This is a genomic window from Nocardia beijingensis NBRC 16342 (genome assembly GCF_001612785.1).
In the GTDB taxonomy this organism is placed as follows: Bacteria; Actinomycetota; Actinomycetes; order Mycobacteriales; family Mycobacteriaceae; genus Nocardia; species Nocardia beijingensis.
Genome location: NZ_BDBC01000067.1, coordinates 41,966 through 55,838 on the forward strand (window position 1 = coordinate 41,966; position 13,873 = coordinate 55,838).

Here is a 13,873-nt window from a genome sequence, read left to right on the forward strand (position 1 = left end):
GCGGATCACTGATTGCGTACACCGGACGCCTCGGCCCCCTACTCGGGTTGCTCGCCACGGCCACCGCCGCCGGAGAATGGACCGCCGTCCTCGGATCCCCACGGCTCGGATTGCTCGCGGTCGCGGAAATGGGCGGAAATGTCGCCCGCCTGGCCCACATCTTCGACCCCGGTGACGACCCCTCGACGTCGCCGCCGTCCTGCTCGACGGCCTGCCCGTCGTCGTGCTCGACCGTCCCATCACCCCGGCAGCCAGCCGCACGCGAGCTGTGCTCGTGCGGATCCAAAGTCACAAGGCCATCCTGGTGACAACCCAGACAGGTTGGGCCCGCCCCGACCTGGAAATCCACACCGAACTGGTCGCGTACGACGGTATCGGCGGCGGACGCGGCCGGCTGCGATCCATCACCTACACGGTCCATGTCTCCGGACGCGCGGCCCGTCGCCCACGCAGCACCGCCCTGCGGCTGGGCCCCGCCGGAACACAACGCTCATGCTGGACACGTCCACCAGCGGACTCACACATCTCTGTTACTGCGATCAGCCGGTTCGGGTGACCCATGAGTCGATCCGGATCACCTCGTTACGCCACCACCAGGCTGCTCACGCCTCCACGCCGTGGTCCTAGACGAGTAGTTCCGATGTGCCTGGTCACCTCTGGTCGGCTTGCGGGGGGTGAGCGCAGGGCTGATGGCCTGCAACGGCATCATGAAGGTCCGCCCCTGAAGGAGTGCCGCCCGTGCGACTGGTTTTCGATCCCGTGTTCGGCGAAGTGGATCTCACCGCTTCAGTGGAGGAACTGGCCAGCCTGGCAAGGGCAGTGGCCGAGGGCTACGGGTTCATCGGCTCCACGTCACCACTGGGCGGTGGCACCTTGGCAGGGGTCGGCGTCAGGAAGGCTTCCGGCCCCGGGATTCGGATCGAACTGGACGCCTCACGGCAGGTTCTGGTGATCAGCGGCGCGCCCGGTGCCAGAGCGATCCTCGCGGCCAACCTCCAGAGCATGGCCACCGCCGAGGACGGTGGTCACCTCCACATCGACTACTTCCCTGGACACCCCTACCTCGTCGAAGGGTCTGTGCCGATCGTGGTCAACAGCCCTCACGGAGGGATGCCGACCCGATGACTGGCGGCAGGGCCCGCGGCGATCAGTGATCGTAAGCGACCAGCGAGCGGGTGACCGGTGCACCGATCCTGTTGTTGTGCCAGATCCCGGCCGCAATCGCCAGAACACGCTGGGCAACCCGGACAGCGACACCCTCGAAGGTCCGCCCGCTGTGTTGTTCCAGGTCGAGCTGCCCTTTCAGGGTGTCGTTGACGGACTCGATGAGCTGGCGGACCTTCTTGAGCATCGGCTCGCCGTGCCGCTGCTTCTCCCGCTTGAGTGGGGGCCGCAGCAGTTCGATGCCAAGTTCGGCGAGGGCCTTCTCGAAGGTTTTGGACGCGAAGCCCTTGTCCGAGATCAGCAGGATGCCCTCACGCTCAGCGACCAGGTTGGCGTGGACCTCCAGCATCGCGGCCAGAACCTCGCGCTCACCGATCTTCGGGTTGGCCAGGGCCCACATGATCGGCATCCCGGTCGGGGTGCAGACCAGATACAGGCGCAGGCCCCAGAAGAACCGCGAGTGGGAGGCGCAGTAGCCGTAGCCGGCCCATCCCGCCAGGCCCGAGCGCCGCACGGTAGGGCGGGACATCCCGCACGGCACCGGCGTGGAATCGGTGATCCAGTGGTTGTCGAACCAGAAGTCGCTGTCCATCGCCAGTTTCCGGATCAGCCGTTTGACCAGGGGCAGGGCCGCGCGCAGACGCTTGTTGTAGCCCGCTCGCTGCGGCAGGTAAGGGAACATGCCGGACAGGTGCTTGTTCGCGTAGCGCAGCCAGCGGGCTTCAGAGTGGTAGCCGAGCAGGGCTTGGGCCACCGCGAGGCAGATGAGTTCGGAATCGCTGAGCATCGGGGGTCGGCCGAGGCATCGAGTTCCTCCGATTTCGTCATCGATCTTCACGTATAGTGCGGTCAAGAGGGTGTCCAGGTCTGTTGTCACACACGGATCTTGGGCACCCTCGCCCCTTTGACAGACCGAAACTTCGGAACTACTCGTCTAGTCGTTCTCTGAACTACGCGGCCTGAGGATTCGATTGCTTCGGCACAGCATTCGGGCATTGTGTGGGTAGTCCAGGACGGCACCACAAGAGTGGCGCCAGAGAGCATGTACTCAAGGACTTCCGAGTTCTTGGACGCCCACTGCTTTTCAACGCGTTTATCGACGTATGCCCGGTCCGGTCGACCTGGGCTTCCGGACGACACCGCTCGTTGGCGCTGGGGTGTCGGAGAACCGAACGATTCTCAACACCCCAGCGTCGTGACGGACCTAGGGGTCTGGGAATACCCGGCAGGTGGTACCGACTCGCGAAACTATCTGCGGTGGCGCCTTACCGCCGGATCCCGCGGACGCGGACCCCACGCGCCGTAGATACGCCCGCAGGTGCCCGCTGGCGACCGGCCTCACCAGGGGGCCCGGCCAGTCCGGGACCCCTGGGGTCACGGCTACTGGAACCAGCTCAGGTTGTTGACCTGGTTGCCGCGCAGATCCCCGCGGGAGTGGTACCAGACGCAACCGCTGACGCAGTCGTACACCTCCCCCGGCCCGGTCCCCTGATAGAAAAGTGCATCAGTACCGTCATCGAACTGCTCACTGGTGGTGCCGGGCGCAATCACCAGCACCCTCAGGCGGGTCCCGCCACGGCTGGCCGCTATTACGGCGGTGACGGGGAGGTCCAGATCGTTGTGCAGCTTGTACCAGCCGACCGAGGTACGTTCCGCCGACTTCGATGCTTCGGACAACGTATCCTGCTTCACTTCGAGACCTTGTTCCGCTTTGGTCATTGTCTCCTCCTTCGATCGGGTGTTCGTCACACAAGGAAACGGTGGCGCGAACTCGCACAGCCACACCCGAGCCCACGCCGAGCTGCCGGTATCACCCCACGATCTGACTCCACCGGTCCTCGAGACGACGCATCAAGTCGCTGAAGAATCCGTTTACCTGACTTGCCTGCTGGGGCGTGTCCGTCAGCGATTGGAGGAAGCCGAATTCCTTGTTCAGCATGTCGATTAGAAGGTCGGTGACCGCCTGGAATACATTGAGGATCATCATTTGCCAGTCGGGGTGCTGGTGGCCGAGGCTTTGGAGTGCTGCCTTGGTCGAGCCCTGCAGCTGAGTGAACTGGGTTTGGGCGCTGTCCATCAGTTGACTGATCAGGTCCCCGAACTGTTCGCGTGAGATGTCACCGGCGAGGACGCGCTGAGCGTACGTGTACGCGGCGGCGCCGGTGTGGTCGAGCTGCTCAGCATGCCGGTCTCGGCGGGTTGAAGGGCGTCTCTGACCTCCTGCGGAACATCCGCCGTTCTGACCTGGGGGATGTGAGTGGAGGACTCCGCCGAAACTGTGCCGTCGCCGGCGCTGCGGCGCTGGGCGATGGTGTCGAGCAGGGTCGAGAATTCCTGTGGATCGGTCCTGGTCATTGCCCCTCCATCAAGATCGCGCACTGGGCCTAGCCATCGACGACACCAACCCGGCCACGACACCCGAGACTCCCGAGTCGTGTCGCGCTGAGCCGGTCGAACGGGTCAGCGCACACGGCAGACCCGCACAGTGGCTCCCACCTCCACGCGGCGCTCAATCACAGGCTATGAGCACCTCCCAGGAGCAGGGATCACCCCTTATGGATGAAACCCGCGGGATGTCGAGAACCGATCGCTTTACGACACCTGTACGGCCGGGCTATTGCTCGGGCAGCAGTTCGGTGATGAGCGCTTCGATGCGGGATCGGATCTGGTCGCGGATCGTGCGGACGGTGTCGATGTCCTTGCCTGCGGGGTCGTCGAGTTTCCAGTCGCGGTAGTCCACGCCGGGGAAGTAGGGGCAGGCGTCGCCGCAGCCCATGGTGATGACGACGGTGGAGGTTTCCACGTCCTCGGGGAAAAGGATCTTCGGTTTCTGGTCTGTGATGTCGATGCCGACTTCGGCCATCGCTTGCACCGCGGCGGGGTTGAGGGCGTCGCCGGGGACGCTTCCGGCGGAGCGGACCTCGATGGCGTCACCGGCGAGGTGGGTGAGGAAGCCTTGGGCCATTTGGGAGCGTCCGGCGTTGTGGACGCAGACGAACAGCACGCTGGGCTTGGTCGACACGGAGTTCTCTTTCAGCGGGTGGTGTGGTCCGGGTGGGGCACGACCGCGTCGTCGGCGGCCGAGGCCACCGAGCGCGGGTAAAGCACGACGATCAGCGCCAGCCCGAGTGCGGTGCCGGTGATTTGGGCGGCGATGAAGCCGGGGACCGAAGCCGGGGCGATACCGGCGAAGGTGTCGGAGAAGACGCGGCCGATGGTGACGGCGGGATTGGCGAAGCTGGTGGAGCTGGTGAACCAGTAGGCGGCGCCGATGTAGGCGGCGACCGCCGAAGCCGACAGGGTGGCGCGGCCGCTGCGGGCCAGGGCGAAGATCACCGCGATCAGCCCGGCGGTGGCGACCACTTCACCGACGAGGTGGCCGGTGGTGATGCGCGCGTGGCTCGAGATCTGGACGGTGGCGAGGTCGAACATGGTGTTGGCCAGGACCGATCCGGTGATCGCGCCGGTGATCTGGGCAAGGGCGTAGGCGGCTACGTCGCGCCCGGTCAGGCCGACGCCGTGACGGCGGCCGGCCAGCCAGTCCGCAGCGGAGACGACCGGGTTGAAGTGGGCGCCGGAGACGGGACCGAAGACCAGGATCAGCACGCCGAGCCCGAAGACGGTTGCGGTCGAGTTGGCCAGCAGCTGCAGCGCGAGGTCAGCGGTGAGTTGCTGCGCGGCGATACCGGAGCCGACGACGACCGCGACCAGGGCGGCGGTGCCGACGAATTCGGCGAGCAGGCGGCGCGCGTGGCCGCTCATCGTGCCGATGCCTGGGTGGCCGGGATGTCGAGCAGCCGTGCCAGCGGTGCCAACGTCTGCGGTTGGATCCGGTAGTACACCCAGGAGCCACGGCGCTCGCTGGACAGCAGCCCGGCCTCGCGCAGGACTTTCAGGTGGTGGGAGATGGTGGGCTGGCTCAACTCGAATCCGGCCGACAGTTCACACACGCAGGCCTCGCCGCCGCCACGGCTGGCGACCAGGCTCAGCAGCCGCAGGCGCACCGGGTCCGACAGCGCCTTGAACACCGCGGCCAGTTCGATCGCGGCGGCGGGTGGGAGCGGTTCACGAGCGATCGGGGCGACCTCACACGAGGGCGGGGTCGCCCCGATCCACGGCAGCGGCTGTTTCGACACACATCGATATTGATCGATGTCGATATCGCAGACAAATCGGAGACAAATCGACAGCCGTGAACAGTGCCCGGCGGGGCGGGGTCAGCTGCAGCAGCCGGCTCCGGCGGCGATGGCGTCCTGCTTGGCCTGCGGGGTGCAGCACGGTTGGCCGGCGGTCGCGGTGCTGGTGCAGCAGGCCTGCACCGCTTCGGCGTCGTCGGCCGCCGTTGCCGGTGCGGTGCCGAAGGTCTCGCTGTCGGCGAGCACGGTGTAGACCTCCCACCGCTCGGCGTCCGGGCCGCTCACCCACACCTTGTCCTGGGTGGCGAAACAACAGGTGGTCGCGATCTGCTCCTCGGTGAACAGCCCGGCCTGCGACAGGCGCGCGATCTCGCCGTGCACCTGCTCGGAGGTCTCGACCTCCACACCCAGGTGGTTCACGCTGCCACCGGCGCCGTGGTTTTCGATGAGCACCAGCTTCAAGGGCGGCTCGGCGATGGCGAAATTCGCATACCCCGGCTTGCGTTTGGCCGGTTCGGTGGCGAACAGGGTCGAGTAGAACGCGACAGCGGCATCGATGTCATCGACGTTGAGGGCGAGCTGGACGCGGGGCATGACGAACCTCCAAAGTTGTTCGGTATATATCGAAGAACTGCCAGGGCCGATTCTGCTCCACCTTTTCGACATATGTCAATAATCTGGGTACGGTGGGAACATGCCCAAGGCGCTACCCGTGATCGACATGTCCGCCCCCGTGTGCTGCACGCCCGTTGCCGCGGCACCGCTGGACGACGCGGCCGCCCTCGAGGTCGCCCTGCGCCTCAAAGCCATCGCCGACCCGGTGCGCGTGCGCCTGCTCTCACTCCTACTGACCAGCCCGGCCGACGAGGAGAACAGCGGCGCGCTGGCCGCAGCGGTCGGCATCGCCGAATCCACCGTCAGCCATCACCTCACCCAACTGCGCACCGCCGGCCTGGTCGCATCCGAACGCCGCGGCATGAACACCTACCACCGCGCCCGCCGCGAAGCCTTGGCCGCACTCTGCCTCATCCTGGACCCCAACTGCTGCCGCTGATCCACAGCACCGGTGCTGCCGGGAGGCGACGCGGGTGTCCCCGTCGGCGACGGACACGCTGTCGCCGATGTCGACGTCTTGACAGCCAACCGGCGGTCGAGGCGGCCATCTGTATCAGTGACATCGCCGCCGCCCCGCTGTCGATCACCGTGCAGGATGTACGACCATGACCGGGCAGCAAGCATGTTGCACCAACGTGTTGGCGGTCGAGCCGAGCAGCATGCCCGCGAATCCGCCGCGCCCGCGACTGCCGACGACCACCAACTGCGCGACCTTCGACCAGTCCAGCAGGTGGGGAGCCGGCGCGGAGATCTCGACCTTGCGGGTGATGTGAACGTCCGGGAATTTCTCCTGCCAGCCAGCGATGCGTTCGGCGAGGATCGCTCGTTCGACCTTGTCGAGTTCGGTCTCGGCCAGGTTGACGTGGCCGGCGAATCGACCGGAATCGAAGTCGGTCCAGACATGGACGGCGACGAGTCCGACACCGCGTTCGGCGGCTTCGGTGAAGGCCACCGCGATCGCCGTATCGCTGACCGGGCTGCCGTCCACGCCGACCACTACCGGGCCCGACGTGCGAACCGATCCGTCGGAATCAGGGTCGGTGCGCACGACGATCACGGTGCCCTTCGCGTGGGCAGTCACGGCCAGCAGCGTGGAGCCGAGGTGGGTGAGCGTACCGGCGTCTCCGGTCGCGCCGATCACGACCGCGTACGCCTCGGCGCTGTGCTCGATCAACAGATGCTTGCCGGTATCGGGGGTCGCACGAGCCGAGACCCGCAAGTCGGGCGCGACCGATCGCGCCACGCGTTCGGCCCGGGTGACCACGTCTCGCCCTTGTTCGCGGATGGCATCGACCACCGAGGGGATCACAACCTCGTAGTCGCTCAGCACCCAGCCGGTTCCCACCAGCTCCATGCCATGCAGGATCTCGAGTTCGCGTCCATGTTCGGCCGCGAACCGGGCTGCCCACCGCACGGCGGTCCACGAACCGTCCGAGCCGTCCACGCCGACGACGACCTTCGCCGCGGCGAGGTGATGCGGATCGTCGAATCGCTGTTCTGTCATGCCGGACCTCCCGAGCCTGTAATGGTGTCGCACCCAGCCGGGGCGCCGATGTCAACGGTATGAGCGGCCACATCGACTCGAATGCGGCTGATCGTCCTCGGCTGTGAGGACGAAAGACCGTATCGATGCCGTCGGCCATCGCGATTCGGGACCTTTGTCCCTCCCGGCGCACCAGCGACTACCACCAGACTCGAAAACGAACGGCTACAAACGACCGAGTAGAGGCGTTCGGCTATGTCTGAGGACATCGTGATGATCGATCGCGCTGGTCTGGATCGTCTAGTGGACGTGCTGCAGCAGCGGGGATACCGCGTCATCGGCCCGCAGGTGCGCGATAACGCTATCGTCCTCGACGAGCTGGACTCCGGTCAGCGGCTGCCCGCCGGGTGGGGGGTAGAGACCGCGCCCGGCCGGTATCGGCTGCATCGCCGCGATGACGCGGCGGTGTTCGCGCACTCCGCCGGACCGGGATCATGGAAGCAGTTCTTGCATCCGCCGCGCCGCAAGATAGCGCAATTCGGTCCGGATCTCGAGCCGGAATCCGTCGAAGAATCGCCTGTCCGTTCCGCGTTCCTCGGGGTCCGAGGCTGTGACCTCACCTCGATCGCGATCCTCGGAAAAGTACTCGGCGGCGGCGCGCACCCCGACGCATCGTTCACCGCCCGCCGGAAAGAACTCTTCATCGTCGCGGTCAACTGCACCGAGCCCGGAGGCGTGTGCTTCTGCGCGTCGATGGGTACCGGCCCCGGCGTCTCGGCCGGATACGACCTCGCCCTGACCGAGCGCATCGACGCCGAGGGGCACCGATTCCTCGTCGACGTCGGCAGCGCGGACGGCGCGGAAATCCTCGCCGAGATCACCACCGGCCCGGCCGAGGCGGAGCAGGTCGCCGCCGCCCGGGCCGCCGTGACCGCAGCAGCAGGCCGGATGGGCCGCGAGATGCCCGAGGTGGACATCCGCGCACTGCTGCACGAGTCCCGAGAGTCTCCGCACTGGCATGACGTCGCCGGCCGCTGCTTCACCTGCGGCAACTGCACAATGGTGTGCCCCACCTGTTTCTGTACGAGCACCGAGGACGTCACCGATCTCACCGGCGACCATGCCGAACGCTGGGAGCACTGGTCGTCGTGCTTCGAGCTGGACTTCTCCTACCTGCACGGCGGCAGTGTGCGGCAATCCGGCGAGAGCCGCTACCGGCAGTGGATCACCCACAAACTCAGCACCTGGTACGAGCAGTTCGGCAGTTCGGGGTGCGTCGGCTGCGGACGGTGCATCGCCTGGTGCCCCGCCGAGATCGATTTGACCGCCGAGGTGGCCCGGCTGGCCGAATCGGCCGAGGAAACCGACCATGCCGACCGGTGAGGAATTGTCCGGGTTCGGGCAGTTGGCGGCACTGAGCGAGGAAGAGCTGCGCACGCTGGCCCGCGCCGGGCGTGATGTGACTTTCCCCGCCGACCATCGGGTGATCACCGAAGGCGGGCAGGCCGACCGATGCTGGCTGATCGGCCACGGCCGAATACTGCTGGACGCCCACGTGCCGGGGCGCGGCGCCGTTGTCCTCCAGACGCTCGGAGGCGGCGATCTGCTGGGCTGGTCCTGGCTCGTACCACCCTATCGGTGGCATTTCGGTGCGGTGACCGCCGAACCGGTCGAGGCCGTCGAATTCGACGCGCGCGTATTGGCCGAACTGGCCGACCAGGACCCGCGATTCGGCCGCGCGCTGGCCATGATGCTTTTCGAGGCGCTGCTGGAACGGCTGCAGGCCACCCGGGCGCGGCTGCTCGACCTCTACCGCAACCCCACCGAAACGTGCGCCGCCGCTGCACCGCGCGGCACGGCCGGACGAGGTGCCCGATGAGCGTGGACACGCAGACCCGCACGGTGCCGTACGGCGACACGATGCTGCCTTACCGCGTGATAGACCGCGTCATACAGACCCCGGACACTGTGACACTGCGCCTGGAGCCGGTGCGGGATGCCGCGCGACGTTTCGGGGCGGGGCAGTTCATGATGCTCTACAGCTTCGGCGTGGGTGAGATCGCAATCTCGATCAGCGGAAATCCCGCCGCCGACGACGGCATCCTCGAACACACCATCCGTGCGGTGGGCGCGGTGAGCGCGGCGTTGCACGACACCGAGATCGGCGGCCGGATCGGCGTCCGCGGTCCGTTCGGCACCGGATGGGACCTGGCGTCCGCGATCGGGGGAGATCTGGTCATCGTGGGCGGCGGCGTCGGACTGGCGCCGCTGCGATCAGCGATCCTCGCCGCGCTCGCCGCCCGGTCGGACTATCGGCGGATCGTGCTGATCAGCGGAGCCCGCACCCCGGCGGACATGCTGTTCCGCGACGATCAACAAGTGTGGTCGGCGGCCGGTCCGATCGAACTCGAGCAGACCGTCGATCGCCCCGCGCCGGACTGGCGCGGTCGCGTCGGCTTCGTCACCGAGCCACTGGCCCACCTGACCGTGGACCCGGACAAGACCACAGCCCTCCTCTGCGGTCCGGAAATGATGATGCGTTTCTGCGCACAGACTCTGCTGCGCAGGGGAGTCGCCGCCGCCGACATCCAGCTGTCCTTGGAGCGCAACATGCAGTGCGGTGTCGCGCGCTGTGGTCACTGCCAACTCGGCCCGTTATTGCTGTGCCGGGACGGACCCGTGGTCGCCTACGCGACCGCCGAACCACTCCTGGCGGTGCGCGAACTATGACCGAGACACCGACCCTCGCGGTATGGAAGTTCACTTCTTGTGACGGTTGCCAGCTCACCTTGCTCGACTGCGAGGACGAACTGCTCGCGCTCGCGGGCAGGGTGCGCATCACCCACTTCGCGGAAGCGTCGAGCGCCATGGCACCGGGCCCATACGACGTTTCACTCGTCGAGGGATCGATCACGACGGAAGAAGAGCGCCGCCGGATCGTGGAAATCCGTGAGCGATCCAGGATCTTGGTGGCGATCGGGGCATGCGCCACACATGGCGGGATCCAGGCGCTACGCAATTTCGCCGACGTCAGCGAGTTCACGTCAGTGGTGTACGCCAGCCCGGAGTACATCGCCACCTTGGGCATATCCACCCCGATTTCCGCGCATGTACCGGTGGACTTCGAGCTCCGTGGCTGCCCGATCGACCGGCGCCAGCTTCTCGACACCCTGTGCGCGTTCCTGGCAGGCCGCGCACCCGACATCCCGAACACCAGCGTGTGCACCGAGTGCAAACGCCGCGGCACCACCTGTGTGATGGTCGCCGAGGGAATTCCCTGCCTCGGCCCGGTCACGCAGGCGGGATGCGGCGCCCTGTGCCCGGCCTATCACCGCGGGTGTTTCGGTTGTTTCGGTCCGATGGCGAAACCCAATATCCACGCGCTGCTTCCCATACTGCGCGTCAACGGCATGGAACCCGGCGACATCGACCGCGTTTTCGCCACTTACGCCGCAGCCGCGCCGGAGTTCGCGAACAGGAACGGCGATGATTCGGAGTAGGCAGCTGAAGGTCGGCTCGCTTGCTCGAGTCGAAGGCGAAGGCGCGCTGCGCGTCGTCATCGCGGACGGACAGGTGGAAAGCGCCGAGTTGAACATCTATGAGCCACCGCGATTCTTCGAAGCATTTCTGCGCGGACGCGCCTACACCGAGCCCCCGGACATCACATCCCGCATCTGCGGGATCTGCCCGGTCGCCTACCAGACCAGTGCCTGTAACGCCCTCGAGCAGATCTGTGGCGTGGAGCTGGACCGGCCACTGGCCGACCTGCGCAGGCTGCTGTATTGCGGTGAATGGATTTCCAGCCACGCCCTGCACATTCACCTGCTGCACATGCCCGATTTCCTCGGCTACCCGGACGCGATCGCGCTCGCCACCGACCACCGCGAACTCGTCGAACAAGGGCTGGCAACGAAGAAAGCGGGCAACGCGCTGCTGGAACTGCTCGGTGGCCGAGCCATCCATCCGGTCAACGTCCGGCTCGGCGGCTTCTACTCGGTCCCCGAACTCGCCGATTTCGCTCCGGTGATCGAGTTACTCCGCGACGCGCGGGACTGCGCGGAGCGAACCGGACATCGAGCGGCTGCGTTCGATTTTCCCGAGTTGGAACTCGATTACGCTTTTCTCGCCGCCGCCGCACCGGACCGATACGCCATCGACAGCGGCACGGTGCACACCAGCAGCGGGCTTCGGCTCTCCGCGGCGGAATTTCCCGTGCACGTGCGCGAGCACCAGGTACCGCACTCCACGGCCTTGCACGCCCTGCTCGACGGCGAACGCTATCTCACCGGGCCACTGGCCCGGTACACGCTGAACTACCACCAGCTGTCTCCGAGCGCCCGCCAGGTCGCGGCCGAGATCGGCCTCGGCACCGAATGCCGTAATCCGTTCCGCAGCATCCTGGTCCGCGTGGTCGAAGTCGTCTACGCCATCGATGAGGCACTGAGTCTCATCGCCGCCTACGAGCGCCCCTCCCGTGCGGCGGTGCCCGTAGCGCCCCGCGCCGGAACCGGCCACGGGGTGAGCGAAGCCCCCCGTGGACTGCTCTACCACCGCTACGAGATCGACGACCACGGCATCGTGCGCGCGGCCACGATCATCCCACCGACGTCCCAGAACCAAGCCGTCATGGAGGACGACCTGCGGCGCGCGGTCGCGGACAATGTCGACCTCGACGACGCCGCGCTCGCAGCGGTATGCGAGCGCGCGATCCGCAACTACGATCCGTGCATCTCCTGCTCGGCGCACTTCCTGGACCTCGACGTGGTGCGCCGATGACCGAGCACTGGGCCGTGGTCATCGGCGTCGGCAACGCCTACCGCAGGGACGACGGAGTCGGTTCCGCCGTCGCCCTCCAGATCGAAAAGCTGGACATCTCGGGTGTTCTGGTGACCCTGTCGGACGGTGAACCCATGAGCGTCGCCGACCTCTGGGCCGGTATGGACCTCGCCGTGGTGATCGACGCTGTGCGCTGCGAGCCGTCGGTTCCCGGCCGGGTCCGCCGCGGCGGTCTCGATCTGCTCCGGCACACCGGCACCGCGGCGTCCTCTCACACGCTGGGGATCCAGGACGCGCTACCGTTGGGCCGCGCGATCGGCCGCGTGCCCGGCCGGATCGTCGTCATCGCGGTGGACGCGGCACGCCTGGATCTGGGTGTCGGCTTGTCGGAGCCGGTCACCGCCGCCGTCCCACACGCGGTGGACGCCGTCATCACGGAGCTGTTCAGAGCCGAGCCGGCCAATCGAGTCCGGAGGTGAAACGGGTCAGTGTGTCTCCGGGCCCCGGATGCGATCACTTCGAGCGAATGGAATGACCGGTTCGAAGCTCACCTCGGTGGTGACCGCGGGCTCCTCGCCGCGCGGCTGGGCGTGCAACCCGTGCAGCCTCGGTGAGGATGCGTTCGCGTCCCTGCGCGTCCACTGCACGTCGGCCTCCCCAGCGAGACTGTGGTCCGTTTCCGCACCAGTACAAGTACAAGTACAAGTACATCAATGCTTGTCACCTCTTGCCGTACGACACATCTGTCGGTCCCATCGCGCGCTACGATGCCGTGCCAGTATCAAGACCGTCGCGTTCACCAGGCACCATCCACACACCCAGATCCCGACCAGGACGGAAACACCTATCTCGATCCCGGCCACCACCGCAGTGTCCGGGTGGCGCGATTGCGCGGTGGGCGCGCCGTCGGCGGCGAGCCACAGCTCGACATGATCGCCGAGTTGCGCCTTCTCCCGGACCGGCACGATGCCTCGCCCGTATGGCCGGACTCTTCCCATCGCACCCGGCCTTCGTATCGATGCGCCGCGGTTCGGACGGGCTGGTCGGTGATTACGGCGTGAACCAGGGATCTCGTCGCACTCTCGTAACGGATTTCGGCGGAGGCGCCGGCATACGCGTCCGTAGCGAGGGCACCCGCCACCGGGACCGCGATCAGTACCGCGATCGTGGCGATGGCGCGGACCGCTGATCCGATGTGGTCGGACGGGCGCATCAGTTGGTTCGCATTGCATGGTTGCAGCGACCACAGGCGGGTCAGCCGAATCCACCATCCGTCCAGCGCAATGACCACGCTTTCGGATATCGCCATCCACCGCCGCTTCTGACGACCGGCGCCATCAGCTTCGAGGATCGCGCTTCGGGTGGATCATCGACAGAGACGAAGGTCATGCATCGGACGGGACATCAGGCCCCGCCTCTACCGCCGCGCAAAGCCCCTACCTCGCTCGGCGGCATGCGCGAGCACGCCGCTGGCCAGTACTCGAGGTGAGCCCCGGAAGATCACCGCCCGGCCCGCCATGGCGAAAGTCCCGCGGGAATGGTCGGTTCGACTCTGTTGCCTCCTCTCTCCGCCGCCCTACCGTCGGAGACCTCACCCGGTAGAGCGCAGAGGAGAACATCGTCATGCGCGCGCGAATAGTCTACGAATCGATGTTCGGGAACACCGCCGCGATCGCGGAAGCCATCGCTCAGGGACTGC

At 66.7% G+C, this 13,873-nt stretch carries 17 protein-coding genes and 1 pseudogene; 9 read left to right on the forward strand and 9 right to left on the reverse strand.

Going from position 1 to position 13,873, the window contains the following annotated elements:
• Nucleotides 1–2: 2 nt before the first annotated feature.
• Both imuA' and NB3_RS30610 read left to right on the forward strand, forming a co-directional pair.
• Nucleotides 3–556: pseudogene (imuA', locus tag NB3_RS36930) on the forward strand (DnaE2-dependent mutagenesis accessory factor ImuA'); the annotation flags it as partial.
• Between the two features lie 182 nt (nt 557–738).
• Nucleotides 739–1,125 (forward strand): Imm32 family immunity protein, encoded by a 387-nt coding sequence (locus NB3_RS30610; protein ID WP_067810223.1) that lies wholly within the window; start codon nt 739–741, stop codon nt 1,123–1,125.
• A gap of 22 nt (nt 1,126–1,147) precedes the next feature.
• On the opposite strand, the gene NB3_RS30615 is transcribed toward NB3_RS30610, so the two are convergent.
• The 8 genes from NB3_RS30615 to NB3_RS30645 form a co-directional block, all read right to left on the reverse strand.
• Complete coding sequence (locus NB3_RS30615) at nt 1,148–2,041, reverse strand: IS982 family transposase (RefSeq protein ID WP_067810189.1); 894 nt, start codon at nt 2,039–2,041, stop codon at nt 1,148–1,150.
• A 503-nt stretch (nt 2,042–2,544) separates the two neighbouring features.
• Entirely contained in the window at nt 2,545–2,883 is a 339-nt protein-coding gene (locus NB3_RS30620; protein ID WP_067810191.1) for a hypothetical protein, read from the reverse strand.
• Nucleotides 2,884–2,974: 91 nt separating this feature from the next.
• A complete protein-coding gene (locus tag NB3_RS30625) occupies nt 2,975–3,241 on the reverse strand; it encodes a hypothetical protein (RefSeq protein WP_067810193.1) in 267 nt (88 codons plus the stop codon).
• Between the two features lie 11 nt (nt 3,242–3,252).
• Nucleotides 3,253–3,519, reverse strand: a complete 267-nt coding sequence (locus NB3_RS35380) for a hypothetical protein (protein ID WP_157112103.1) — start codon at nt 3,517–3,519, stop codon at nt 3,253–3,255.
• A gap of 259 nt (nt 3,520–3,778) precedes the next feature.
• Nucleotides 3,779–4,186: an arsenate reductase ArsC gene (locus NB3_RS30630; RefSeq protein ID WP_067810195.1), complete on the reverse strand. Its 408-nt coding sequence runs from the start codon at nt 4,184–4,186 to the stop codon at nt 3,779–3,781.
• An 11-nt stretch (nt 4,187–4,197) separates the two neighbouring features.
• Nucleotides 4,198–4,926 (reverse strand): aquaporin, encoded by a 729-nt coding sequence (locus tag NB3_RS30635; RefSeq protein ID WP_067810197.1) that lies wholly within the window; start codon nt 4,924–4,926, stop codon nt 4,198–4,200.
• A complete protein-coding gene (locus NB3_RS30640; protein ID WP_067810199.1) occupies nt 4,923–5,300 on the reverse strand; it encodes an ArsR/SmtB family transcription factor in 378 nt (125 codons plus the stop codon). Before NB3_RS30640 ends, NB3_RS30635 begins: the two co-directional genes overlap by 4 nt.
• Nucleotides 5,301–5,381: 81 nt before the next feature.
• Nucleotides 5,382–5,894 (reverse strand): ArsI/CadI family heavy metal resistance metalloenzyme, encoded by a 513-nt coding sequence (locus NB3_RS30645; protein WP_067810200.1) that lies wholly within the window; start codon nt 5,892–5,894, stop codon nt 5,382–5,384.
• Nucleotides 5,895–5,994: 100 nt separating this feature from the next.
• On the opposite strand from NB3_RS30645, the gene NB3_RS30650 reads away from it, so the two are divergent.
• Complete coding sequence (locus NB3_RS30650) at nt 5,995–6,354, forward strand: Rv2640c family ArsR-like transcriptional regulator (protein WP_067810201.1); 360 nt, start codon at nt 5,995–5,997, stop codon at nt 6,352–6,354.
• Between the two features lie 144 nt (nt 6,355–6,498).
• On the opposite strand, the gene NB3_RS30655 is transcribed toward NB3_RS30650, so the two are convergent.
• Nucleotides 6,499–7,419: a universal stress protein gene (locus NB3_RS30655; RefSeq protein ID WP_067810202.1), complete on the reverse strand. Its 921-nt coding sequence runs from the start codon at nt 7,417–7,419 to the stop codon at nt 6,499–6,501.
• A 234-nt stretch (nt 7,420–7,653) separates the two neighbouring features.
• Here NB3_RS30655 and NB3_RS30660 point away from each other — a divergent pair, with 234 nt between their 5' ends.
• Genes NB3_RS30660 through NB3_RS30685 form a run of 6 tightly spaced genes read left to right on the forward strand, consistent with a single transcriptional unit; the run spans nt 7,654 to nt 12,653 of the window.
• Nucleotides 7,654–8,781, forward strand: coding sequence for a 4Fe-4S dicluster domain-containing protein (locus tag NB3_RS30660; protein ID WP_067810203.1), 1,128 nt, complete (start codon nt 7,654–7,656; stop codon nt 8,779–8,781).
• Nucleotides 8,768–9,277 carry a Crp/Fnr family transcriptional regulator gene (locus NB3_RS30665; RefSeq protein ID WP_067810204.1) on the forward strand — a complete coding sequence of 170 codons (510 nt, stop codon included), beginning with the start codon at nt 8,768–8,770 and terminating at the stop codon, nt 9,275–9,277. The genes NB3_RS30660 and NB3_RS30665 overlap by 14 nt, the downstream gene beginning before the upstream one ends.
• Entirely contained in the window at nt 9,274–10,128 is an 855-nt protein-coding gene (locus NB3_RS30670; protein ID WP_067810225.1) for an FAD/NAD(P)-binding protein, read from the forward strand. The genes NB3_RS30665 and NB3_RS30670 overlap by 4 nt, the downstream gene beginning before the upstream one ends.
• The gene (locus NB3_RS30675; RefSeq protein ID WP_067810206.1) at nt 10,125–10,898 is read left to right on the forward strand and encodes an NADH-quinone oxidoreductase subunit B family protein; all 774 of its coding nucleotides are present in this window, start codon (nt 10,125–10,127) and stop codon (nt 10,896–10,898) included. Before NB3_RS30670 ends, NB3_RS30675 begins: the two co-directional genes overlap by 4 nt.
• Nucleotides 10,885–12,174 carry a Ni/Fe hydrogenase subunit alpha gene (locus tag NB3_RS30680; RefSeq protein WP_067810208.1) on the forward strand — a complete coding sequence of 430 codons (1,290 nt, stop codon included), beginning with the start codon at nt 10,885–10,887 and terminating at the stop codon, nt 12,172–12,174. The genes NB3_RS30675 and NB3_RS30680 overlap by 14 nt, the downstream gene beginning before the upstream one ends.
• A complete protein-coding gene (locus NB3_RS30685) occupies nt 12,171–12,653 on the forward strand; it encodes a hydrogenase maturation protease (RefSeq protein WP_067810210.1) in 483 nt (160 codons plus the stop codon). The genes NB3_RS30680 and NB3_RS30685 overlap by 4 nt, the downstream gene beginning before the upstream one ends.
• Nucleotides 12,654–13,873: the final 1,220 nt, after the last annotated feature.

What these genes read in the sequence shown, in the direction of transcription:
- NB3_RS30620 (WP_067810191.1), bottom strand. Translation starts at nt 2,883, where the DNA reads ATGACCAAAGCGGAACAAGGTCTCGAAGTGAAGCAGGATACGTTGTCC.
- NB3_RS30625 (WP_067810193.1), bottom strand. Translation starts at nt 3,241, where the DNA reads ATGGACAGCGCCCAAACCCAGTTCACTCAGCTGCAGGGCTCGACCAAG.
- NB3_RS35380 (WP_157112103.1), bottom strand. Translation starts at nt 3,519, where the DNA reads ATGACCAGGACCGATCCACAGGAATTCTCGACCCTGCTCGACACCATC.
- NB3_RS30635 (WP_067810197.1), bottom strand. Translation starts at nt 4,926, where the DNA reads ATGAGCGGCCACGCGCGCCGCCTGCTCGCCGAATTCGTCGGCACCGCC.
- NB3_RS30645 (WP_067810200.1), bottom strand. Translation starts at nt 5,894, where the DNA reads ATGCCCCGCGTCCAGCTCGCCCTCAACGTCGATGACATCGATGCCGCT.
- NB3_RS30650 (WP_067810201.1), top strand. Translation starts at nt 5,995, where the DNA reads ATGCCCAAGGCGCTACCCGTGATCGACATGTCCGCCCCCGTGTGCTGC.
- NB3_RS30655 (WP_067810202.1), bottom strand. Translation starts at nt 7,419, where the DNA reads ATGACAGAACAGCGATTCGACGATCCGCATCACCTCGCCGCGGCGAAG.
- NB3_RS30660 (WP_067810203.1), top strand. Translation starts at nt 7,654, where the DNA reads ATGTCTGAGGACATCGTGATGATCGATCGCGCTGGTCTGGATCGTCTA.
- NB3_RS30665 (WP_067810204.1), top strand. Translation starts at nt 8,768, where the DNA reads ATGCCGACCGGTGAGGAATTGTCCGGGTTCGGGCAGTTGGCGGCACTG.
- NB3_RS30670 (WP_067810225.1), top strand. Translation starts at nt 9,274, where the DNA reads ATGAGCGTGGACACGCAGACCCGCACGGTGCCGTACGGCGACACGATG.
- NB3_RS30675 (WP_067810206.1), top strand. Translation starts at nt 10,125, where the DNA reads ATGACCGAGACACCGACCCTCGCGGTATGGAAGTTCACTTCTTGTGAC.
- NB3_RS30680 (WP_067810208.1), top strand. Translation starts at nt 10,885, where the DNA reads ATGATTCGGAGTAGGCAGCTGAAGGTCGGCTCGCTTGCTCGAGTCGAA.
- NB3_RS30685 (WP_067810210.1), top strand. Translation starts at nt 12,171, where the DNA reads ATGACCGAGCACTGGGCCGTGGTCATCGGCGTCGGCAACGCCTACCGC.